This window comes from Halomonas koreensis (assembly GCF_031451675.1).
Classification (GTDB): Bacteria; Pseudomonadota; Gammaproteobacteria; order Pseudomonadales; family Halomonadaceae; genus Halomonas; species Halomonas koreensis.
In genome coordinates this window covers 376,543-398,443 of sequence record NZ_JARWAK010000001.1, presented here as the reverse complement: position 1 = coordinate 398,443, position 21,901 = coordinate 376,543, and the positions used below count along the sequence as shown (strand labels likewise).

23 protein-coding genes are annotated in these 21,901 nt (G+C 72.4%); 11 read left to right on the top strand and 12 right to left on the bottom strand.

Annotation, left to right across the window (positions count from 1 at the left end):
- Positions 1 to 4: 4 nt before the first annotated feature.
- Complete coding sequence (locus QC818_RS01860; RefSeq protein WP_309651126.1) at positions 5 to 646, top strand: ATP-binding cassette domain-containing protein; 642 nt, start codon at positions 5 to 7, stop codon at positions 644 to 646.
- Here QC818_RS01860 and QC818_RS01855 read toward each other — a convergent pair.
- From QC818_RS01855 to QC818_RS01845, 3 genes are read right to left on the bottom strand one after another with little or no spacing between them, the layout of a single operon-like run.
- Positions 627 to 1,394: a YiiX/YebB-like N1pC/P60 family cysteine hydrolase gene (locus QC818_RS01855; RefSeq protein ID WP_309651125.1), complete on the bottom strand. Its 768-nt coding sequence runs from the start codon at positions 1,392 to 1,394 to the stop codon at positions 627 to 629. The genes QC818_RS01860 and QC818_RS01855 overlap by 20 nt on opposite strands.
- The gene (locus QC818_RS01850) at positions 1,391 to 1,954 is read right to left on the bottom strand and encodes a hypothetical protein (RefSeq protein ID WP_309651124.1); all 564 of its coding nucleotides are present in this window, start codon (positions 1,952 to 1,954) and stop codon (positions 1,391 to 1,393) included. The genes QC818_RS01855 and QC818_RS01850 overlap by 4 nt, the downstream gene beginning before the upstream one ends.
- Positions 1,951 to 2,988 carry a DUF3179 domain-containing protein gene (locus QC818_RS01845; protein ID WP_309651123.1) on the bottom strand — a complete coding sequence of 346 codons (1,038 nt, stop codon included), beginning with the start codon at positions 2,986 to 2,988 and terminating at the stop codon, positions 1,951 to 1,953. The genes QC818_RS01850 and QC818_RS01845 overlap by 4 nt, the downstream gene beginning before the upstream one ends.
- A gap of 191 nt (positions 2,989 to 3,179) precedes the next feature.
- Here QC818_RS01845 and QC818_RS01840 point away from each other — a divergent pair, with 191 nt between their 5' ends.
- The 5 genes from QC818_RS01840 to QC818_RS01820 are packed head-to-tail and all read left to right on the top strand — an operon-like array spanning position 3,180 to position 5,968.
- Positions 3,180 to 3,887, top strand: coding sequence for a TIGR04283 family arsenosugar biosynthesis glycosyltransferase (locus QC818_RS01840; protein WP_309651122.1), 708 nt, complete (start codon positions 3,180 to 3,182; stop codon positions 3,885 to 3,887).
- Positions 3,877 to 4,524, top strand: a complete 648-nt coding sequence (locus QC818_RS01835; protein ID WP_309651121.1) for a TIGR04282 family arsenosugar biosynthesis glycosyltransferase — start codon at positions 3,877 to 3,879, stop codon at positions 4,522 to 4,524. The genes QC818_RS01840 and QC818_RS01835 overlap by 11 nt, the downstream gene beginning before the upstream one ends.
- On the top strand, positions 4,508 to 5,086 hold the full coding sequence (locus QC818_RS01830) for a sigma-70 family RNA polymerase sigma factor (protein ID WP_309651120.1): 579 nt from the start codon (positions 4,508 to 4,510) through the stop codon (positions 5,084 to 5,086). The genes QC818_RS01835 and QC818_RS01830 overlap by 17 nt, the downstream gene beginning before the upstream one ends.
- Positions 5,083 to 5,277, top strand: coding sequence for a zf-HC2 domain-containing protein (locus tag QC818_RS01825; protein WP_309651119.1), 195 nt, complete (start codon positions 5,083 to 5,085; stop codon positions 5,275 to 5,277). Before QC818_RS01830 ends, QC818_RS01825 begins: the two co-directional genes overlap by 4 nt.
- Before the next feature lie 22 nt (positions 5,278 to 5,299).
- Positions 5,300 to 5,968 (top strand): DUF3047 domain-containing protein, encoded by a 669-nt coding sequence (locus QC818_RS01820; protein WP_309651118.1) that lies wholly within the window; start codon positions 5,300 to 5,302, stop codon positions 5,966 to 5,968.
- Positions 5,969 to 5,970: 2 nt separating this feature from the next.
- On the opposite strand, the gene QC818_RS01815 is transcribed toward QC818_RS01820, so the two are convergent.
- The 8 genes from QC818_RS01815 to doeA form a co-directional block, all read right to left on the bottom strand.
- A complete protein-coding gene (locus QC818_RS01815; RefSeq protein WP_309651117.1) occupies positions 5,971 to 6,645 on the bottom strand; it encodes a haloacid dehalogenase type II in 675 nt (224 codons plus the stop codon).
- Positions 6,646 to 6,712: 67 nt separating this feature from the next.
- Entirely contained in the window at positions 6,713 to 7,660 is a 948-nt protein-coding gene (locus QC818_RS01810; protein WP_309651116.1) for a cyclodeaminase, read from the bottom strand.
- Positions 7,661 to 7,794: 134 nt separating this feature from the next.
- On the bottom strand, positions 7,795 to 8,793 hold the full coding sequence (gene eutB, locus QC818_RS01805) for a hydroxyectoine utilization dehydratase EutB (protein ID WP_309651115.1): 999 nt from the start codon (positions 8,791 to 8,793) through the stop codon (positions 7,795 to 7,797).
- A 91-nt stretch (positions 8,794 to 8,884) separates the two neighbouring features.
- A complete protein-coding gene (locus tag QC818_RS01800; protein ID WP_309651114.1) occupies positions 8,885 to 10,294 on the bottom strand; it encodes an aminotransferase in 1,410 nt (469 codons plus the stop codon).
- 209 nt (positions 10,295 to 10,503) lie between these two features.
- Positions 10,504 to 11,985: an NAD-dependent succinate-semialdehyde dehydrogenase gene (locus QC818_RS01795; protein ID WP_309651113.1), complete on the bottom strand. Its 1,482-nt coding sequence runs from the start codon at positions 11,983 to 11,985 to the stop codon at positions 10,504 to 10,506.
- Between the two features lie 179 nt (positions 11,986 to 12,164).
- A complete protein-coding gene (locus tag QC818_RS01790; RefSeq protein WP_309651112.1) occupies positions 12,165 to 12,641 on the bottom strand; it encodes an Lrp/AsnC family transcriptional regulator in 477 nt (158 codons plus the stop codon).
- A 121-nt stretch (positions 12,642 to 12,762) separates the two neighbouring features.
- Entirely contained in the window at positions 12,763 to 13,803 is a 1,041-nt protein-coding gene (gene doeB / locus QC818_RS01785) for a N(2)-acetyl-L-2,4-diaminobutanoate deacetylase DoeB (RefSeq protein WP_309651111.1), read from the bottom strand.
- A gap of 10 nt (positions 13,804 to 13,813) precedes the next feature.
- Positions 13,814 to 15,013 carry an ectoine hydrolase DoeA gene (gene doeA, locus QC818_RS01780; RefSeq protein WP_309651110.1) on the bottom strand — a complete coding sequence of 400 codons (1,200 nt, stop codon included), beginning with the start codon at positions 15,011 to 15,013 and terminating at the stop codon, positions 13,814 to 13,816.
- A 211-nt stretch (positions 15,014 to 15,224) separates the two neighbouring features.
- Here doeA and ehuR point away from each other — a divergent pair, with 211 nt between their 5' ends.
- The 5 genes from ehuR (at position 15,225) to QC818_RS01755 (ending at position 21,327) form a co-directional block, all read left to right on the top strand.
- Positions 15,225 to 16,631, top strand: a complete 1,407-nt coding sequence (ehuR, locus tag QC818_RS01775) for a MocR-like ectoine utilization transcription factor EhuR (protein ID WP_309651109.1) — start codon at positions 15,225 to 15,227, stop codon at positions 16,629 to 16,631.
- A 78-nt stretch (positions 16,632 to 16,709) separates the two neighbouring features.
- Positions 16,710 to 18,332, top strand: a complete 1,623-nt coding sequence (locus tag QC818_RS18410) for a methyl-accepting chemotaxis protein (RefSeq protein WP_309651108.1) — start codon at positions 16,710 to 16,712, stop codon at positions 18,330 to 18,332.
- A 68-nt stretch (positions 18,333 to 18,400) separates the two neighbouring features.
- Complete coding sequence (locus tag QC818_RS01765) at positions 18,401 to 19,336, top strand: 2-hydroxyacid dehydrogenase (protein ID WP_309651107.1); 936 nt, start codon at positions 18,401 to 18,403, stop codon at positions 19,334 to 19,336.
- Between the two features lie 75 nt (positions 19,337 to 19,411).
- Entirely contained in the window at positions 19,412 to 19,981 is a 570-nt protein-coding gene (locus tag QC818_RS01760) for an isochorismatase family protein (RefSeq protein WP_309651106.1), read from the top strand.
- Complete coding sequence (locus QC818_RS01755) at positions 19,978 to 21,327, top strand: nicotinate phosphoribosyltransferase (protein ID WP_309651105.1); 1,350 nt, start codon at positions 19,978 to 19,980, stop codon at positions 21,325 to 21,327. Before QC818_RS01760 ends, QC818_RS01755 begins: the two co-directional genes overlap by 4 nt.
- Here the strand turns inward: QC818_RS01755 and QC818_RS01750 are convergent.
- Complete coding sequence (locus tag QC818_RS01750) at positions 21,322 to 21,879, bottom strand: DJ-1/PfpI family protein (protein WP_309651104.1); 558 nt, start codon at positions 21,877 to 21,879, stop codon at positions 21,322 to 21,324. The genes QC818_RS01755 and QC818_RS01750 overlap by 6 nt on opposite strands.
- Between the last annotated feature and the right edge of the window lie 22 nt (positions 21,880 to 21,901).

Below are 21,901 nucleotides of genomic sequence, written 5' to 3'. Positions count from 1 at the left end.
GACGATGCCCGAGACATCCCCGCTATGGCTGGACGAGGTCGCCATCTACCAGGGCGACCGCCCGCTGGTACGGGTGGACGCCCGCATCGCCCCGGGCGAGGTGCTGACCCTGATGGGGCCCTCCGGGGTCGGCAAGTCGACCCTGCTGGCCCAGGTCGCCGGCTTCCTGGCGCCCGCCTTCACCGCCACCGGGCGCGTCCGGCTGGGCGACGAGGACCTGACGACGCGCCCGCCGGAGCGACGCCGGCTGGGCCTGCTGTTCCAGGACCCGCTGCTCTTCCCCCACCTCAGCGTGGGCGGCAACCTGGCCTTCGGCCTGCCGCCGGGAGGCGGGCGCCGGGCCCGGCGCCGCCGTGTCGAGGCGGCGCTGGCCGACATCGGCCTGGCCGGCTTCGCCGACCGCGACCCGGCGACCCTGTCCGGCGGCCAGCAGGCCCGGGTGGCGCTGATGCGGGTGCTGCTGGCCGAGCCGCGCGCCATGCTCCTCGACGAGCCCTTCTCCAAGCTCGACGCCGCGCTGCGCGACGAGATGCGCCGGCTGGTCTTCGCGCGGGTCCACGACCGGGGGCTGCCGACCCTGATGGTGACCCACGATCGCCAGGACGCCGAGGCCGCCGGCGGCCGGATCATCGAGCTGGCGCCGTGACGCCGGCGGCCGCGTCCAGCGCCGGCCCCTCCTCCCAGCGCAGGGCGCGATGGCGGAAGTCGCGCAGCTGGGGCTTGACGATGCGGAAGAAGGGCGAGAGGTCGAAGTCCCGCGGGGTGAAGAGGCTGGCGTGACGGCGGCGGAACCGCCCCGGCCGGCCGGAGACCGGGATCGGCAGGATCGGATAGCGTACCGACTGGAAGGCCTCGGCGATCAGCGTCGAGCAGATCGCCCGGGTCGGATCCCCGCTGCAGACCCCCAGCAGGCTACGACGCCAGCGGGCCGGCACGGGCGGCAGGGGCAGCAGGTAGCGCGCCAGGTCGAGCAGGTTGTGCAGATCGTAGCGATGGCCGAGCCGGGCATGGGCATAGTCGATGAGCCGTTCGATCTCCGCAGTCGTCAGGCCCACCGGCCGACAGATCCGCAGCGCATGCCCCCGGTAGGCCTCGAACCCGGTCATGCGCACGCCCTCCACCAGGTCGGCCTCGATGAACCACTGGCCGGGATGGGCCCCGAGGCGTCGCCCCTGGACCTCCCCCACGAAGAGCGCCGCATGGGACCAGGACGACTGGGTCAGGTACTGGATCACCGTGCTGATACGCGAGGAACCCTCGACCAGCAGGACATCCCCCGGCCGCAGGCAGCCGCGCACGTCCTCGTCGTAGGCCGGCGTCGACCGATGCCCGGGACGAGGACAGGATAGCCATCCCCCCAGGGCCTGGCCGCCGATATCGAGCCAGGCGGTCATTCGGCACCGCCTTCGCCGCGCCCCGGCGCTTGCCGGACGGCCAGCCGCCACAGCCCCAGCGCCAGGGCCGCGTAGGCGAGGGGCACCAGCCAGGGCGCCAGCACGGCGAGGCCGCCGGCGAGAGGCAGCCCCAGCCATATCGCCAGCAGGGGCGCACAGCAGGCGCCGCCGGCCAGCAGGGCGGAAAGCCCGGCCAGCAGCCCGCCGGTCGGCGCCGTGACCGGGCACTGTCGTGCCACCCGGCGCAGCCGCCGGGCCGCGGCCAGGTCGAGGCCCAGCAGCGTGCCGAGCCCCAGGGCGATCAGCGTGTTCAGGGGGCTGAAGGTCCAGATCCAGGGACCCAGCTCGAGGATCCCCACCGGCTCGAAGCGCCACGCGCCGCGAAGCTCGAAGGCCCGCTCCCAGGCCGGAAAGGCCAGCCGGAAGCCACTCCCGCCGCCGGCGATATCGCCGACCAGCCACAGGTAGAGCAGGCCGTAGCCCAGGCCGACGCCCAGGATCAGCGCCAGGCTGGCGGGCCGGGACAACAGCGCCCCCAGCAGGCGAGCCACGGCGTTCACGGTCGCCGTCCCTCCCGGACCAGCCGGGTATCAGGATGGAAGGCGACCCAGGCGAACCACATCACCTGGAAGGCCGGGACGGGCTCGAGGGCGTCGACGCCCGGGCCGCTCACTCCGCCGGGGCCGAAACGCAGCGAGGCGGGGTCGATGCGCGTCCCCTCGGGGGCCAGGAAGACCCAGCCGGTATCCAGTCCGGGGTCGTGGATGATCCGGTAGTCGCGCTCCCCCAGGGACAGGCGCATCACCCCCGCCTCGCGCAACGCCGGCAGGCCGACCGCGGCGGCCCTGCGGGCGTCGCGGAAGGCCAGCACCATGGCCTTGGGCGGCAGGCGGACGTCCTCGGCCATCACCGGGAAGAGGCGACGACTCTCGGGACGGTAGTAGCCGCGTAGCGGGGTATAGTCGCCGTAGGGATCGCGCCGGTAGTTGCGCACATAGCCGGTCTCGCGGCTCAGGACCCGAGTCTGCGGATGGCGGGCCTTCCACGCCTCCCAGGTGGTCCACACCAGCCGGCGCGGCTGCAGGCCGCGTCCCGTCAGGGGGCCCTGGATGGCCAGGCCCAGCAGCTGGGGCCACCGACTGTCGGTGGCGCGGTCGTACATCACCAGGTTGCTGTTGAGCAGCCGCCCGGAGACGCCAAACTCGCTGTCGCCGCGACGAAACCCCAGGGCCGAGCCGGTCAGCGGACAGTAGGTGATGCTCAGCGCCTCGCCGGCCACCTCGTCGTTGACGATCTCGTGCCAGACCAGGATCCGCTGGGGATAGGCCCGTGCCTCGCCGTCCCGGTAGTAGCCGATGACGCGGTCGTCCGGCGCCAGCCAGGCGTCCGCCTCGGCGGCCGGGACGAAACGCGGCCGGTCGATGGCGGGAATGCCATCCTTGCCGGGGCCGCCGGAGCGCACCGCCGCCCGCAGGGCCTCGAGGGAGTGCGCCAGGGGCACGGCGGGGTCGCTCATCGTGGGGGGCGCCGCCGGCAGCCGCGCGACCAGGCAACACAGCAGGAAGAGCCCGAGGGCCCATGCTCGCATCTTCATCGCCTCCGCCTCCATCATACGCTCGGGGGGATCCGCCGGCCTCGGGGTTTGGTCGGCGCCGCCCCGGGAGGGCTTACAGGGCGTCGGGATCGCGCTAAGGTAACGGGGAAGAGGCCGGTCGCCCCGGCGGCACCGGGCGATACCGGAGGACGCCCCGCCCGCGGACGATGACGACTCGACCGGAGGCGCGCTTGAGCCCCGCACACGACGCCACCCGACCGTCCCTGGCCATCATCGTGCCGGCCCTGAACGAGGCCGCCGGGATTGCCGCCTGCCTGGAGGCCCTGCAGCCGCTGCGCCGGCGGGGGGTGGAGCTGATCGTGGTCGACGGCGGCAGCCGCGACGCCACGCCTCGCCTCGCGGCGCCGCTGGCCAGCCGGGTGATCTCCTCGCCGGCCGGGCGGGCCCGACAGATGAACGCCGGCGCCGAGCGCGCCACCGCCGCCCGGCTGGTGTTCCTGCATGCCGATACCCGCCTGCCCGACGACGCCGACCGCCGCATCGCCGCCGCGCTCGACGGCGGTCGCGCCTGGGGACGCTTCGATATCCGCCTGAGCGGACGCCACCCCATGCTGGCGATCATCGCCGCGGCCATGAACCGGCGCTCCCGGCTCACCGGCATCGCCACCGGCGACCAGGCGCTGTTCATGACCCGCGGCGCCTTCGACGCCGTGGGCGGCTTTCCCGATCAGCCGCTGATGGAGGACATCGAGATGAGTCGCCGCCTGAAGCGACGCTCGCCGCCCGCCTGCCTCCGGGCATCGGTCACGAGCTCGGGGCGCCGCTGGGTGCGCCACGGCGTGTGGCGCACCATCCTGCTGATGTGGCGCCTGCGCTGGCACTACTGGCGCGGCGCGTCACCGGCGCGGCTGGCGGAGGCCTACCGCGATGTCCGCTGAGGCCCGCCCCCGGATCGCCGTGCTGGCCAAGGCACCGCTGCCCGGCCGGGTCAAGACGCGGCTGATCCCGGCCCTGGGTGCGGAGGCCGCCGCCCGGCTGCACGCTCGCCTGCTGCGTCGCACCCTGGCGGTCGCGGCCGCCGCCACCGACCCGGGGCGCATCACCCTGTGGACCGCCCTGGCCCACGACCACCCGCTGTTCGGCGAACTGGCCGAGCGCCACGGCATTCGCCTGGCCGCCCAGCCCTCGGGCGACCTGGGGCGACGCATGCATCGCGCCCTGGCGGCCGAGCCCGGCCCCGGCCTGGTGATCGGCAGCGACTGCCCGGTGCTCGTCCCGGCGCTGCTCCTCGACTGCTGGGCGGCGCTGGCCTCGGCCGAGGCCGTCTGCCTGCCGGCCGAGGATGGCGGCTACGCCCTGATCGGCGCCCGACACGGCGACCCGCGGCTGTTCGCCGGGATCGACTGGGGCAGCGAGCGGGTCATGGCCCAGACCCGCCGGCGCGTCGCAGCGTTGGGATGGCGGCTGGCGAGCCCGGCCGAGGTATGGGATCTTGATCGTCCGGAAGACCTGCGACGACTCGACGCCATGGAGGAAGCACGCATGCAAGGGAGGCCACGTGACCGAGACCGATGATCGCCGACGGCGCCTCGAGGCCGTCCGCCCGCGGCTGGTGTCCTTCGCCCTGCTGCACCTTCGCGACCGCAGCCAGGCGGAGGATGCCGTCCAGGAGACCCTGGTGTCCGCCATCGAGAAGGACGACAGCTTCGCCGGTCGCTCCGGCTACGAGACCTGGGTCTTCGGCATCCTCAAGTACAAGATCCTCGACACCATGCGGGTCCAGAAGCGGCAGGGCAAGTGGGAACCGCTGGACGAGACGCTCGACGACGACGCCATCGACCGCCAGTTCCAGCAGAGCGGCCGCTGGCAGCCCAACGCCCGCCCCTCCCACTGGGGCGAGCCGGAGGCGACCTTCGAGAACGAGCATTTCTGGCAGGTGTTCGACGCCTGCATGATCGGCCTGCCGGACAACCTCGCCCGGGTCTTCTCGCTGCGCGAGCTGATGGGCCTGTCCACCGGCGACATCTGCCAGGAGGTCGGCATCAAGGAGAACAACTGCTGGGTGATGCTGCACCGGGCGCGCCTGCGGCTGCGCGCCTGCATCGAACGCGGCTGGCTGACGGAGGAATCGCCATGATGATGTGCAAGCAGGCGACCCGCCTGATGTCGCTGAAACGGGACCGCCCGTTGACCTTCCGGGAGCGCCTGTCGCTGCGCCTGCATCTGGCGATGTGCGATGGCTGCCGCGAGTGCGACCGCCAGTTCGGGTTGCTGCACCGGGCGGGCGAGCGCTATGCCCCACCCGAGGAGGGCGAGCCCCGCCACTGACCCCGCCTCCCGGGAGACGCTCATGAGTCGCGCCCCGCGTTATCGTCACTGGTTCGCCACCTGCCTGCTGGCCATCGCCGCCGGTCCGTCGGCGGCGGACACGACCTTCCCGCCGCGGGCCATCCTCGACTGGCCGGTCCGGGAATTCGCCGGCCGCACCGACTATCGGCTGGTCTCGCGAGACGGCGAGACCGTGCTCCAGGCCCGGGCCCGAGGCCGCGCCTCGGCGCGCTACCTGGAGCGCCGCTTCGACCTCTCGACCACGCCCTACCTGAAGTGGTGCTGGCGGGTCTCGACGATCTATCCGGGGCTCGACGAGCGCACCCGGGGCGGCGACGACTACCCGGCCCGGGTCTATGTGGCGCGCAGGACCGGCCCGCTCCCCTGGCAGGTCCAGTCGGTGAACTATGTCTGGTCCTCGACCCAGCCGGCCGGCGCCGCCTGGCCCAACGCCTTCACCGATCGCGCCCGCCTGCTGGCCCTGCAGGGCGGAGAGGCGAGGGTCGGCGAATGGGTCGCCGAGGTACGCGACCTGCGCGCCGACTATCGCCGCCTGTTCGGCGAGACGCCGGGCCACATCGACGGCCTGGCGCTGATGAGCGACGGCGACAACGCCGGCGGCGATGCCACCGCCTGGTTCGGCGGCCTGATCCTGTCCGGCGATGCCGCCCCGCCGCGCTGCCCGGAGTGAGGTCACGCCAGGGCGTCGACCAGCGCCTCCAGGTCGGCCACGGTGAGGTCGGGGTCGAGGCCCCAGGGGTCGAAGGGCGCCTCGGGGCTGCGCCGTACCCAGGCCGCGTGCAGGCCGGCATGTCGCGCCCCGAGCACGTCGAAGGGGTTGCTGGAGATCAACCAGGTGTCGGCGGGCTCGACGTCCAGGCGCCGCCGGAGGTGGAAGTAGACCGCCGGATCGGGCTTGAAGCGCTTGATCTCGTCGACGCTGACGATGTCCTCGAAGCGATCGCGGATCGCCGCCCCGGCCAGCAGGCGGGTGACGGCCTCCTGGCTGCCGTTGGAGAAGGCCACGCAGCTGTGCCCGGCATCGGCCAGGCGTGACACGGCCGATGCCACCTCGGGGAAGGCCGGCAGCCGGGCATAGGCGCCCATCAGCTGGTCCTTGGCCACCTCGGAGAGGCCGGCCTGAAGGGCTCGATCGGTGTACTCCAGGGCCTCCCGGGTGCAGCGGGCGAAATCCACGTAGTCCCCCATCAACCCGCGACGGAAGCTGTACTCCAGCTGCTTGTCCCGCCAGCGCCGCGAGAACTCCGCGGCCTCCAGCGGCGGCGCCAGGTGTTCATCGAGCGCCGCCACCACGCCGTGGGTGTCGATCAGGGTGCCGTAGACATCGAAGGCCAGCAGCATCGCCATGAGATCCCCTCCTCGGAATGGTCGACAGGCCAAGCGTGGGCCAGCCGGCCCGGCGGCACAAGCCCGTTCAGCCGCCGGCCAGTCGCGACAGGGCGAAGCCGGCGATGGCAGTGTCCTGCACCCCGGTGCCGGTCAGGTCGCAGACCGTGAGGGTGGCGTCCGACAGCCGCAGCCTGTCACCCTCGGCGATCACCCGCCCCAGCTCGTGGACCTTGAAGGGGGCCTCGCCGCCGGCGAAGGCCTTGAGTTCGCCGTTGGCTTCGCTCTGGGCCCGGGTGTCGACCACCACGGCATCGGCCCGGGTCAGCACCGAGGCCTCCAGCTCGCGCTTGTCGGGACCGTCCGACCCCATGGCGGTGACATGCACGCCCTCGGGCAGGTCGCGAGCCCGCAGCAGCGGCTCGCGGGACGGGGTGGCGGTGACGATGATATCGGCCCGGGCGCAGGCCGCGTGGACCGAGTCATGCACCTCGACGTCCAGCCCGCGGGCGCGCATGCGCGCCGCACAGGCCTCGGCGGCCTCGGGCCGGCGCGCCCAGACATCGACCGCGCGAATGTCGCGCACCAGGCCCAGCGCCTCGACCTGGCGCTCGGCCTGCTCGCCGGCCCCCAGCACGGTCACCCGCCGGCTGTCCTCCCGGGCCAGGTGCCTGGCGGCGATGGCCCCGGCCAGGGCGGTGCGCACCATGGTCAGGTAACCCTCGTCGAAGAGCACCGCCTCGACCCGGCCGGTGCGCGCCGAGAACACCATCATCAGGCCGTTGAGGCTCGGCAGGCCGAGCCGGGGATTGTCGAAGAAGCCCGGGCTGACCTTGATGGCGAAACGCTCGGCGCCGCGGATATGGGCGGTCTTGACGTCCACCTCGCCGTTGGCCTCCTCGATGGCCATGGACAGGATCGGCGGCTGCACCACCTCGCCGCGGCCCAGGGCGGCGAAGCCCGCCTCCACCGCCGCCAGGGCCTCGCGGTCGAGGCCGACGGCACGCTCGATGGCGTCGCGATCGTAGAGTTGCATAGGGACCTCCTGAAGAATGGGGTAAGGGGTAAGGGGTAAGGGGTAAGGGGTAAGGGGTAAGGGGTAAGGGGATGGCAGTCTCTCGCTCCTCACTCCTCACACCTCACTCTTAACTCCTCACACCTCACCGCCCCTCAGCGTCCGATCAGCGCCCGGGCCCGGTCGAGGGTCTCGAGCGAGACCGCGTTGCCGGAGAGGATCAGCGCCACCCTCCGGCCGCGCACCTCGAGGCCGTGCTCGGCCAGGGCGGCCAGGCCCACCGCGGCGGCGCCCTCCACCAGGCATTTCTCGTGCGCGAGGAGGTCGACCATGGCCGCGGCGATGGCCGCCTCCGAGACCCGATGGTGATCGTCCATGACCTGACGCACCAGGGCGAAGGTGCAGCGGTTGTCCAGGCCGATGCCGCCGCCCAGGGAGTCGGCCAGGCTTTCCACCTCCTCCACGGCCACCGGGCGCCCCGCGGCCAGGCTCTCGGCCATGGCCGCGCCCCGGGACAGGCTGACGCCGGTGACGGCGACCGCGGGGCGGATCGCCTTCACCGCGGCGCCGATGCCGCCCAGCAGGCCGCCGCCGGACAGCCCGACGATCACCCGATCCAGGTCCGGGGCGTCCTCCATCAGTTCCAGGCCGATGGTGCCCTGTCCGGCCACGATCAGCGGATCGTCGAAGGGCGGGATCGGCGTCATGCCCCGCTCGGCCACCCGCCGCTCGACCTCGGCGAAGGCCTCGTCCTGGCTGTCGCCCACGCGCACCACCTCGGCGCCCCGCTCGGCGATGGCCGCGGCCTTGTGCTCGGGCACCAGCCGCGACAGGCAGACCACGGCGGGAATCCCCAGCGCGGCGGCGGCGTGGGCCACGGCCCGGCCGTGGTTGCCGGTGGAGGCGGTCACCACCCCGGCCGCCAGGGCCTCGCGCCCCTGGCGCTCGAGCAACGCCGAGAGCATGTTGGTGGCGCCGCGCAGCTTGAAGGCGCCGGTGGGCTGACGGGTCTCCCACTTGAGCAGGATCTCGGCGTCGAAGCGCCGCGACAGGGCCGCGGAGCGCGTCAAGGGCGTGCGCGTCACCCGGCCGGCGAGGCGCCGTCGGGCGGCGTAGAGCTCGGCCAGGGTGACGCCATGGGCGGTGTCGTGCATGGTCCTCTCCTCGCTGGCGGCGGGCCGCCATGGCCCACCCACGCGAACGCCGCGGGGCATGCCCGCGGCGATGTCGTGACCCAAAGGCCGATCAGGCGGTCTGCAGGACGCCCTCGCGGGCCAGCTCGTCGGTGACCTTGTTCACCGCGCGCTCGGTGCGGGCGACGATCTCGTCGACCTCGGCGCGGGTGGCGGTCAGCGGCGGCGCGAAGCCGAGGATGTCCCCCTGCGGCATGGCCCGGGCGATCAGGCTCTCCTCCAGGGCGGCGGCGGCGATGCGCGGCCCGACCTTGAGGCTCGGGTCGAAGTGGGCGCGACGGGCCGGGTCGGCGGCGAACTCCAGCGCCGCCAGCATGCCCACGCCGCGGGTCTGGCCGACGATGGGGTGGTCGCCGAAGGTGGCGGCCATGCGCTCCTGCAGGTAGGCGCCGGTCTCGGTGGCATTAGCGGTCAGGCCCTCGCGCTCGATGATCGCCAGGTTGGCCAGGCCGGCGGCGCAGCCCAGGGCGTGGCCGGAATAGGTCCAGCCGTGGCCGATGGGGCCGTACTCGCCGGTGCCCTGCTCCAGCACCCGCCAGACGCGGTCGCCGACGATCACCGCGGATAGCGGCTGATAGGCGCTGGTCAGGCCCTTGGCGGTGGTCATCAGGTCGGGCTTGATGCCGTAGTGATGGCTGCCGAAGTCGGCGCCGATGCGCCCGAAGCCGCACACCACCTCGTCGGCGATCAGCAGCACGTCATACTTGGCGAGCACCGCCTGGATCGCCTCCCAGTAGCCTTCCGGCGGCGGCACGATGCCGCCGGTGCCGAGCACCGGCTCGCCGATGAAGGCCGCCACGGTGTCCGGGCCCTCGGCCAGGATCATCGCCTCGAGCCGCTCCGCGCAGTGGCGGGAGAACTCGCGCTCGGTCATGCCCTCCTGCTCCGCGGCGCGGTGATAGTAGTACGGCGCCTCGGTGTGGCGAATGGTGTCGATGGGCAGGTCGAAGTGGTCGTGGAAGGCCTTGAGCCCGGTCAGCGAGCCCGAGGCGATGCCGGAGCCATGGTAGCCGCGCCTCCGCGAGATGACCTTCTTCTTCTGCGGGCGGCCCAGCACGTTGTTGTAGTAGCGCACGATCTTGAGCTGGGTCTCGTTGGCGTCGGAGCCGGACATGCCGTAGTAGACCTTGGACATGCCGGGGCCGGCCAGCTCGAGGATCTTCTCGGACAGGGCGATCTGCGGCTCGTTGGAGTGCCCCACATAGGTGTGGTAGTAGGCCATCTCCAGGGCCTGCTGGTAGATGGCCTCGGCCACCTCGGTGCGGCCGTAGCCGATGTTGACGCAGTACAGGCCGGCGAAGCCGTCGATGAACTCGCGGCCGTCCTTGTCGATGATATGGATGCCCTTGCCGCCGGTGATCACGCGCCCCGGCGCGTCGCCCTGGGCGAAGTCGCGCAGGTGGGTGGAGGCGTGGAAGGTCACCTTGCGGTCGCGGTCGATCAGATCCTTGTGGGTGGTCATGCGCTTCTCCCGTCGTGCTCCCCGGCTCCGCCGGGGAGGATGTTCGTCGTTCGTTCTTGAACCGGCGCGGTGGCCGATCATCAGCTTGCCTGTCGGATTCGCTCGCGAGCGTCGAGCCTCGGGCGACGAGCGGCCGGGGGCGTGGCCCGAAGCCCGCAGCCCGCAGCCCGCAGCCCGCAGCCCGCAGCCCGCAGCCCGCAGCCAGGATCCTAACTCCCGGATACGGAGCCCAGCGCCCCCAGGCAGTAGTACTTGGTCTCCAGATACTCGTCGATGCCGGTCACGCCGCCCTCGCGGCCCAGGCCCGACTGCTTGACGCCGCCGAAGGGCACCGGCGGGCCGGTCATCTTCACCGAGTTGACCGCGACCATGCCGTACTCCAGCGCCCGCAGCAGCTTCCAGATGCGGCGGATATCGTGGGTGTAGACATAGGCCGCCAGCCCGTACTCGGTGTCGTTGGCCATCTCGATGACCTGGTCGTCGTCGGCGTAGGCGGTGATGCCGGCCACCGGGGCGAAGTTCTCCTCCCGCCACACCTGCATCTCCGGGGTCACGCCGGTCAGCAGGGTGGGCATGAAGAAGTTCTCGCCCGGGGCCTGGCCCTGGTCACCGGCCACCAGGGTGGCGCCCCGGGACACCGCGTCGTCGACGATGGCCGCCGCCTTCTCCACCGCCTGGCGGTGGATCAGCGGGCCGAGGTCGACCTCGCTGTCCAGGCCGTTGCCCACGGTCAGCGCCGCCATGCGCTCGGCGAAGTGCTCGACGAAGGCGTCGTGGATCGACTCGTGGACCAGGATGCGGTTGGCCGCCAGGCAGTCCTGGCCGGCGGTCTGGAACTTGGCCGCCACCGCCGCGAAGGCCGCCTCCCGGGGATCCATGTCCGGGCCGACGATGAAGGGCGCATTGCCCCCCAGCTCGAGCGAGAGACGCTTCACGGTGTGCGCGCTCTGCTCGATCAGCAGCCGGCCGACCCGGGTCGAGCCGGTGAACGACAGCGCCTTGATGCGGGGCTCGTCGCACAGCAGCTTCGAGACCTGGGCGGCCTCGCCGAGTACCACGTTGAAGATGCCCGCCGGGATGCCGGCGCGCTCGGCCAGCTCGGCCAGGGCCAGCGCCGAGAAGGGCGTCTCGTGGGCCGGCTTGACGATCACCGGGCAGCCGGCGGCCATGGCCGCGGCGGCCTTGCGGGTGATCATCGCCAGCGGGAAGTTCCAGGGCGTGATCAGCGCGGCGATGCCCACCGGCTCCTTGAGGGTGCCGAGCGCCGCGTTGGGGATGTGGCTGGGGATGGTCTCGCCGTAGGCGCGCTTGCCTTCCTCGGCGAACCAGCGCACGAAGCTGGCGCCGTACTCCACCTCGCCCCGGGCGTCCGGCAGCGGCTTGCCCTGCTCGCGGGTCATCAGGGTCGCCAGGTCCTCGCGATGGGCCTGCAGCAGGTCGTACCAGGCCAGCAGACGCTCGCAGCGCTCGTCGGCGCGCAGCGCCCGCCAGTGCACGAAGGCGGCCTCGGCGGCATCCACCGCCGCGGCGATCTGGGCCGGCTCCAGCAGCGGGATATGCCCCAGGACCTCGCCGGTGGCGGGATCGACGACGGCCTCCTCGCGGCCCTCGTCGCCGTGGGTCCACTTGCCGTCGATATAGGCGTACTGACGAAACAGCCGCGGATCGTCGAGCATGTTGGACAGCGTCATAAGCACCTCCCCTGTCACGCCGGCGCGGGACGGCGCCGGCGATGAAATGGCATCCGCGGCGGGGCCGCGCGATGGTGTCAGGGTAAGGCAGGCCGGCGGGGAGGAGTTTTCGAAGCGCGGCCCGCGAGCGGCGAGGATTTTTGTTCCGCCGCCCGGGACTTGCGATTTTTTCTGCGGCCTCAGCCGAGCAGGTCGTCGACGCCGACCCCGGCCTCGGGACGCTTGACCGTCTTGGTGACGATATAGGTGAAGTAGCGCTCGATGCCGGCGTCGGACATCAGCCAGGCATCGATCAGCCGCTGATAGGCGTCGATGGAGACGGCCTCGAACTTGACCAGGTAGTCCACGCCGCCGCCCACGGCCACGCACTCGGTGACCTCGGGCGTATCGCGCACCAGCGCCTCGAAGCGGGCGAAGCTCTCGGCGTTGTGGGTCTTGAGCTCGATCTGCACCCACACCGGGGTACGCGGCCGGAGCACGGCCGGGTTGAGCCGCGCCCCGTAGCCCTCGATGATGCCGGCCTTCTCCAGGCGGCGGACGCGCTCCCAGCAGGGGCTGACCGAGAGGTTGATGGCCTCGGCCAGCTTCGACTTGGTGATGCGTCCGTCCCGGGACAGGATCTCGAGGATCTTGAGGTCGTAACGATCGAGCTTCATGTCAGACCACCATCCCCGCTGATTGCGCTCGGCCATGCCGCGTTGAACAGCTTCTCAAGATGCTCATTTACCCCTCGCAAACTCCGCGCTTTCGGCGCTGTTCGCCTTGCCTGGCCGTCGCTCATTGGCGCTGGGGCTGGGTCTGATCGGCGTCGAGCGAGTCGACGACCTCGGCGATGACCGCGATGGTATCGCCCATGTTGACGTTGGCCGGGAAGCGGCGCGCCGCCAGCACCCCGTCGCGGCCGGCCCGGTACTCGACGGGCGCGGCCCCGCTGCGGGTCATGTCGTAGACCCGGGCGATCACCTGCCCCTTCTCCACCTCGCCGCCCAGCGACACGGTCAGCTCCAGCAGGCCGGTGTGTTCGCTCTGCACGTAGCAGCTGGCATCGGGCATGTCGAGATAGACCTGGGGCGCCTCGGGGGCCTCGAGCTCGCCGGCGATCAGGCCCTCGTGAACCAGGAAGTTGCGGACGCCGCGCTCGGTGATCGCCAGGCTCTCCGGCGTCGAGGTGCCGCCGCCGCCCAGCTCGGTGGCCACGAAGACCTTGCCCTGGCGCTCCACGGCGGTGTCGAACAGCGCCTCGGCGTCGAGCTCGAACATCATCATGGCATAGGGCGCGCCGAAGGCCTTGGCGGCGGCCAGGGCCCGGCGCTGCTGGTCGGCGTCATCGAGCACGTGGGAGGCGGCGAAGGGCAGGATGTCCAGGGTCCGGCCGCCGGAGTGCAGATCCAGCACGCTGTCGCACATCGGCACCAGCACCCGGCTGAAGTAGTCGGCGATCTTCTCGGTGACGCTGCCGTCCGGATCGCCGGGGAAGCTGCGGTTGAGGTTGCCGCCATCCATGGGCGAGGTGCGCCGGCCGGCCTGGGCCGCCGGGGTGTTCATCATCGGCACGATGATCACCCGGCCCGAGACGTCCTCGGCGGACAGCGAGCTCGACAGCTTCTGCAGGGCGGTGATGCCCTCGTACTCGTCGCCGTGGTTGCCGCCGGTCAGCAGGGCGGTGGGGCCCTCGCCGTGCTTGATCACGGTGATCGGAATCATCACCGCCCCCCAGGCCGACTCGTCGTCGGAGATCGGCAGCTTGAGGAAGCCGTGCTGCACGCCGTCGGCCTCGAAATCGACGGTGGCGGAGAGGGGGCTGGGTCGCTTGCTCATGGGCGTCTCCTTACTTGACGAACAGCTGGCGGGGGAAGTCGGCCAGCGTCTCGCAGCCGGTCTCGGTGATCAGGATGCTCTCGGTGATCTCCAGGCCCCAGTCGTCCACCCACAGGCCCGGCATGAAGTGGAAGGTCATGCCCGGCTCGAGGATGGTCTCGTCCGAGGGGCGCAGGCTCATGGTGCGCTCGCCCCAGTCCGGCGGATAGCTGATGCCGATGGGGTAGCCGCAGCGGGCGCCGCCGCGGTCGAAGCCGTACTTGTCCATGGCCGCGCCCAGGGCCATGGCGATATCGGCGGTGCGATTGCCGGGCCGGGCCACCTCCAGGCCGTGCTCGATGCCCTCGAGCAGCGCCGACTCGGCGCGGATGAACTCCGCCGGTGGGCGCCCCAGGTAGACGGTGCGCGACATCGGCGCGTGATAGCGCTTGTAGACCCCGGCGATCTCGAAGAAGGTGCCCTCGCCCTCGCGGAAGGGGGAGTCGTCCCAGGTCAGGTGCGGGGCGGCGGCGTCCTTGCCGGTGGGCAGCATGGGCACGATGGCCGGATAGTCGCCGCCGAAGACCCGGCCGGCCTCGTCCTTCCAGCCCTCGATGCCGACCCGGTAGATCTCCGAGACCAGCTTGCTCTTGGGCAGCCCCGGCTCGATCACCTCGAGGATCCGCGAGTGCATGCCCTCGACGATCCTGGCCGCGATGCGCATGTACTCGACCTCCTGAGCCGACTTGATGGCGCGGCACCAGTTGACCAGGGCGTTGGCGTCCATGAAGCGGGCGTGGGGCAGCTCGCGCAGCAGCGACTGGTAGGCCTTGGCGGAGAAGTAGTAGTTGTCCATCTCCATGCCCACCACGCCCCGGTGCCAGCCGCGATCGGGCATGATCGACTGGGCCAGGTAGTCCATGGGGTGCATGTCCGGATTCTGCACGTAGTAATCCGGGTAGTAGGTGATGTTGTCCGGATCCATCCAGCAGGTGCGCAGCGCCCCATTGGCGTCCATGCGCCGCCCGTACCACACCGGCTCGCCCTCGAGGCCGAGCAGCACGCACTGGTGCACGTAGAAGGACCAGCCGTCGTAGCCGGTCAGCCAGGCCATGTTGGAGGGGTCGCTGATGATCAGCACGTCGATGCCCCGGCTCGCCATCTCGGCGCGGACCTTCCAGAGCCGGCCGACGTATTCCTCGCGAGTGAAAGGCAGAGAAACCTGAATCATGAAATCGCTCGTCCCACGATCACATCACCGAGTCCGGCCGCGCTCTGTCCAGGAGGCGGCCGGGGCGCTAGGGCGGACTTGGCGGCCACTTCGGGAGGGCCGTTTGAATTGTCATGAGACCTGCTGACATAATTCATGACAATTTCAATCAATGTCTCATCGCCGATACTAGCACCCCCGCTCGGCCGACGGTCAAAGGCTTTATTGCATCATGACAATTGATCTGACGCCCTTCATGCCGGACACCGGTCCCAAGTACCTGGCCATCGCCCGCGCCCTGTCCGAGGCCATTCGCCAGGGCGCGCTCGTGCCCGGATCCCGGCTGCCGCCCCACCGGCGGCTGGCCGAGGCCCTGGGCGTCAGCGTGCAGACCGTGTCGCGAGCCTATGCCCAGGCCGAGAAGATGGGCCTGGTGCAGTCCCGGGTAGGCAGCGGCACCTGGATCAACGCCCTGGACGACGCCCGGGAGTCCGCCTACCTGCGCGGCCAGGAGCCGCGCCATGAGAGCGCGCTGATCGACCTGTCCATCGCCCACCCGGTGTGCCCGCCGAGCCATCACCTGGCCTTCCGCGAGGCCCTGGCCGGCCTCGCCGAACAGGCCCGCCCGGAGGTGATCAACGCCAACCGGCCGATCGCCGGCCTGGCCCACCAGCGCGAACAGGCCAGCGAGTGGCTGGCCGGCCGGCTCGGCGTGCCCGGCGGCCCCGAGGACCGGGTGCTGTGCAACGGCGCCGCCCACGGCCTGATGCTGGCGATCTCCACGGTGGTCCAGCACGGCGACCTGGTGCTCACCGAGGCCCTCACCGATCACGGCCTGATCGCCCTGTCGCGGACCCTGGGCTTCCAGCTCCGAGGGGTGGCCATCGACGACCGGGGCGTCATTCCCGAGGCCCTGGACCTGGCCTGCCGGCGCCTGCGCCCCCGGGCGGTGTGCCTGACCCCGACCCAGCTCAACCCCACCGGGGCCACCATGGACAAGGCGCGCCGGGACGCCGTGGCCGAGGTGCTCGACCATCACGGCGTCTGGCTGATCGAGGACGACGTCCACGCCCTGCTGGAGCCGCCGGGGCTGACGCCGCTCACCGCCCGCCTGCCGCACCAGAGCTTTCACGTCACCAGCCTGACCAAGGCCGTCCTGCCGGGCCTGCGCGCCGGCTACCTCAGCGTGCCCCGGGGCCAGCTGCACCACACCCTGCCGCGCATGCGCGCCACCACCTGGATGGCCACGCCGCTGGTCTTCGAGATCGCCGACGCCTGGCTCGCCGACGGCACCCTGGAGGCCCTGGCCGCCGAGCAACGCGAGCTGCTGGCCAGCCGCCAGCGGCTGGCCGCGCGACGGCTGGCCGGCCACCAGATGGCTTCGCGGCCCACCGGCCTGCACCTGTGGCTGTCGCTGCCCGCCGCCTGGCGCGCCGAGGAGCTCCAGCAGCAGGCCGAACAGGAAGGGGTGGCGATCACCACCGCGGTGCCCTTCATGGTGGAGCAGACCCCGGCGCCGCCGCGCATCCGGCTCAGCCTCGGCGCCGAGCCCGACATCGCCCGCCTGGAGAGCGGCCTGGACCGGCTGGCCAGCCTGCTCGACGAGGCGCCGCCGCCGATGATGCAGCTGGCCTACTGACGGGACGATCACGATTCAAGGCGGCGGTCCGTCATGCCGATAAGGAAGGCCCCATCCCCCATCCAAGGTCCCCGCCCCATGCTGCAACGCTTCTCCATCGGCGCCCGACTCGCCATGGCCTTCACCCTCATCGTCCTGCTGCTGCTGGCCGCCGTCGGCGTCGGCACCCGGGGCCTGTCGCAGGTCCGGCACACCGCCGTCGACACCCTCTCGGTCGATGCCGCCGTCGCCCTCAATGCCGCCCGGGTCCAGCAGCTGGCCCTGCAGCTGCGGCGCTACGAGAAGGACGCCTTCATCAACCTGCGCGAGGCCGACCGGGTCGCCGCGTATCGCGACAAGTGGCGCGGGGCGCGCGAACGCCTCGCCGAGACCCTCGATACCGGCGCCGGCCTGGCCCCCTCCGCCGCGCTCCGCGAGCACTATCGGGAGGCCGGCGACGCACTGGACGACTATGCCGCGGGCTTCGACGCGACCTACCGCCGGCTGCGCGACGGCGACTTCACCACCACCGCCGGTGCCAACCGCGCCTTCTCGGCCCACAAGGCCGCGGTCTACCGCCTGGCGGACGCCGCCGATGCCATCGGCGAGCGGGCCGAGGCGCGGATGGACACCGCCGCGGCCGGCATCGAGGCTCGCCATGCCGGCGCCCTCACCGGCCTGCTGACCTTCGCCGGCCTGGCCCTGGCGGTGGCCGCCGGCCTGTCGTGGCTGATCACCCGCAGCATCGTCGGCCCGCTGGGTCAGGCGCTGGCGATCACCGAGCGCGTGGCCGAGGGCGACCTGCGCCAGGCCATCGAGGTCCGCGGTCGCGACGAGACCGCACGCCTGCTCGGCGCCCTGCGCCAGATGACCGACTCACTCTCGAGCCTGGTCGCCTCGATCCGCCACACCGGCGTCGCGGTCCATCGCGGCGCCGAGGCGATCGCCCAGGGCGGCCACGACCTGGCCTCGCGCACCGAGCAGCAGGCCAGCGCCCTGCAGCAGAGCGCCGCCAGCATGGAGGAGATCACCAGCTCGGTGTCGCAGAACGCGGAGAGCACGCGCCAGGCGGACGGCCTGGCGGAGGACGCCACCGTCCAGGCACGGGTCAGCCATGACAGCGTGACCCGCAGCGTGTCGCTGATCCAGGCCGTGGTCGCCGACGCCGCGCGCATGGACTCGATCATCGAGACCATCGACACCATCGCCTTCCAGACCAACATCCTGGCCCTCAACGCCTCGGTGGAGGCCGCCCGGGCCGGCGAGAGGGGCCGCGGCTTCGCGGTGGTGGCCACCGAGGTCCGGGCGCTGGCCGGGCGAAGCGCCGAGGCCGCCGACGAGATCCGCCAGCTGCTGGAAGGCACCCGCCGCCAGCTCGGCGAATGCGCCCGCCAGGTGGAGCAGAGCGGCGTCAGCATGACCGAGACCACCCACAGCATCGAGCGCCTCGGCGAGGAGGTGCTGCGCATCGGGGCCGCCACCCGCGAGCAGTCCGACGGCCTGGCGCAGATCGGCACCGCGGTGGCCGAGCTGGACGCGGCGACCCAGCAGAACGCCGGGCTGGTGCAGGCCACCAATGCCTCGGCGGCGACCCTCGAGACCCAGGCCGCGGAGCTGCGTGAGCGGGTCAGCCGTTTCCGCATCGCCGCCCAGGACGCGCCCCGTCCGCCGCGCTCCCTCGCCGCGCCCCCGGCCCCCGAGCCCAGCGCGACCCCGGCCTGAGCGGGGCTTTTCCCGGGCCGCCGAAACCGGGAAGATGGGCGTCGACGCCCATCTTTCCCGGAGGCCCGATGCGAGTCCTGGTCCATATCGAGGAGGCCGACGCCTGGCGCGACGCCCTGGCCGAACGCCTGCCCGGCGCCGAGGTGATCACCAGCGCGGCGCCCGCCGAGGCGCGGCGTCGCGCCGACTACCTGGCGGCCTGGAAGCCGCCCGCCGCGCTGCTGGGCGAGCTCGAACGCCTGAAGGGGATCGTCAACCTGGGCGCCGGCGTGGACGCCCTGCTGAACAACCCGGCGCTGCCCCGCGGGATCCCCATCGTCAAGCTCCGCGATGCCGGCATGGCCGGGCCCATCGCCGACTATGTGCGCTACGGGGTGCTGCACTTCCAGCGCGACTTCGACCGCTACGCCCGCCAGCAGGGGCGGGCCGAGTGGCGCGAGCACCGCCCGGTGGACAAGGCCGACTGGCCGGTGGGGGTGCTGGGCCTGGGGGCCATCGGCGCCCGGGTGGCCGGGGCCCTGGCCGAGGACGGCTTCCCGGTGCATGGCTGGAGCCGCTCGGCCAAGGCGCTGCCCGGCGTGACCTGCCACCACGGCGACGCCGGCCTCCCGGCGCTGCTCGGCCGGGTCATGTCGCTGGTGCTGCTGCTGCCGGACACCCCCGCCACCCGCCATGTCATCGACACCGACGCCCTGGCGGCATTGCCCGAAGGCGCCACCCTGATCAACCCGGGTCGCGGCAGCCTGATCGACGAGGCCGCCCTGCTCGAGGCCCTGGGCGACGGCGAGGCCGAGGGCCGGCTGCGCGGCGCCCTGCTCGACGCCTTCCCTCGCGAGCCGCTGCCCGCCGACAGCCCGCTGTGGCACCACCCGCGGGTGCGCGTCACGCCGCACATGGCCGGCCCCACGCCGCTCGGCGAGGCGGTCGAGCAAACCGCCACGGCGCTGCGCGCCATGGCGGCCGGCGAGCCGGTGGAGGCCATCGATCCCGAGGCCGGCTACTAGCCGGCTCGCCTACACGAACGCGGCCTCAGGGCGTAGGCTGGGGGATGACATCCCCGACCTCGAAGGAGGTGCGCGATGCAAGACGCTCCGCTGGACTATGGCCCCGCCGACGCGCTGCTGGTGGTGGACATGCAGAACGACTTCTGCGAGGGCGGCGCCCTGGCCGTGGAGGGCGGCAAGGCCCTGGTGCCAGGCATCAACGCCGAGATCGCCGCCGCCCGGGCGGCCGGCGCCCTGGTCGTCGCCTCACGGGACTGGCATCCGCTCGACCACGTCAGCTTCGCCCACCGCGGCGGCCCCTGGCCGGTGCACTGCGTCCAGGACACCGAGGGGGCCGCCTACCATCCCGACCTCGCCCTCGACGCCTCGACCCTGCGTCTCAGCAAGGCCACCGCCCTGGACGCCGACGCCTACTCCGCCTTCGACGGCACCGGCCTGGCCGGCTACCTGGAGGAGCGCGGCGTCGCCCGGGTGATCGTCTGCGGACTGGCCCTCGACGTCTGCGTCAGGGCCACAGTGCTCGACGCCAGGAAGCACGGCTTCACGACCCTGCTGCTGGCCTCGCTCAGCGCGGCGGTGGACCCCGCCGCCGAGGCCGACTGCCGGGCGGCCTTCGCCGCGGCCGGCGCCGAGGTGCGGCCATGACCCCGCTGGCCGTGCGCGACGACGAACTGGCCCTGCTCACCGACCTCTACCAGCTGACCATGACCCAGGCCTACTGGAAGGAGGCGATGCGGGAGACGGCCACCTTCAGCCTGTTCTTCCGCCGGCTGCCGCCCGGGCGGCGCTTCATGCTCGCCTGCGGCCAGCAGCATGCCGCCGAGCGGGTCAGCCGGCTGCGCTTCACCGACGAGGCCCTGGCCCGGCTCGCCGGGGCGGGCGGCTTCGAGACCGGCTTCCTCGACTGGCTGGCCGACTGGCGTTTCGAGGGCGATATCTGGACCCTGCCGGAGGGCACGCCGGTGTTCGCCGACGAGCCGCTGCTGGAGGTCGACGCCCCCATCGCCCAGGCTCAGCTGCTGGAGAGCCTGCTGATGAACCTGATCCAGCTGGAGACGGTGCTGGCCTCCAAGGCGGTGCGCATCGTCATGGCCGCCCGGGGCCGGCCGGTGGTGGACTTCGGCATGCGCCGCATGCACGGCGTGGACGCCGCGGTGCGCGGGGTCCGCGCCTACCGCACGGCGGGGCTGGCGGGCACCAGCAATGTGCTGGGCGGGCTGCGCCACGACCTGGCCCTCAACGGCACCATGGCCCACAGCTACGTGCTGGCCCACGACAGCGAGCGCGAGGCCTTCCGCGCCTTCGCCCGCCACTATCCGGGCACCACCCTGCTGGTGGATACCCAGGACACCCTCGAGGGCGTGACGAAAGTGATCGAGTTGATGCGCGACGAGCCCGAGATCCGGGTCGGCGCCATCCGCCTGGACTCCGGCGACCTCGGGACCCTGGCCCGGGAGGCCCGCGCGCGGCTCGACGCGGCCGGCCACGACGCGGTGAAGATCGTCGCCAGCAGCGGCCTCGACGAGCACGCCATCGAGGCCCTGCTGGACGCCGGGGCGCCGATCGACACCTTCGGGGTGGGGACGCACATGGGGGTGGCCGACGACGCCCCGGTCATCGACCTGTCCTACAAGCTGGTGGCCTATGCCGGCACGCCGCGGATCAAGCATTCCGCGGGCAAGGTCAACCTGCCCGGGCCCAAGCAGGTGTTCCGGCGCCTCGACGCCGACGGGCGCCCGGCCGGCGACGTGATCGCCGGCCGCGACGAAACGCTGGAGGCCGGCCGGCCCCTGCTGGTGCCCAGCGTGGTGCAGGGCCTGCCGGTGCCCGAGGCCATGGCCCGGGCCGGGGCCGCCCGGGAGCGGGTCGCCGAGACCCTGGCGCGGCTGCCGGCCGGGCTGCGCCGCCTGGCCCCCGGGGAGAGCGGTTATCCGGTCGACCTGTCGCCCGGGCTCGCCCGCGCGGTGGCGGCCGACGCCCGGCGCTCATAGCAGCTCATGGAAGCGCGCCAGCCAGGCCGGGTGGGCCGGCCAGGCCGGCGCGGTGACCAGCCGGCCGCTGACGATGGCCTGGTCGAGGTCGAGCTCGGCGTAGTCGCCGCCGGCCAGGAAGACCTCCGGGGCGCAGGCCGGGTAGGCGGAGACCCGGTGGCCCTCCAGGGACACCGCCGCGGCCAGCAGCTGGGCGCCGTGGCAGATCGCCGCCACCGGCTTGTCGTGGTCGAAGAAATGGCGCACCAGCTCGAGCACGCGCTCGTCCAGGCGCAGGTACTCCGGGGCCCGCCCCCCCGGCACCACCAGGCCGTCGTAGTCGCCGGGCGCGACCTCGGCGAAGGTGGCGTTGAGGGTGAAGTCGTGGCCCGGCTTCTCGGTGTAGGTCTGGTCGCCCTCGAAGTCGTGGATGGCGGTCCGCACCCGGTCGCCCTCGCGCCGGTCCGGGCACACCGCCTCCACCTCGTGTCCCATGGCCTGGAGGGCCTGGAAGGGCACCATGATCTCGTAGTCCTCGACGAAGTCGCCGGCGATCAGCAGCAGTCTGGCCATGGGGTCACCTCGCGAACGGGAA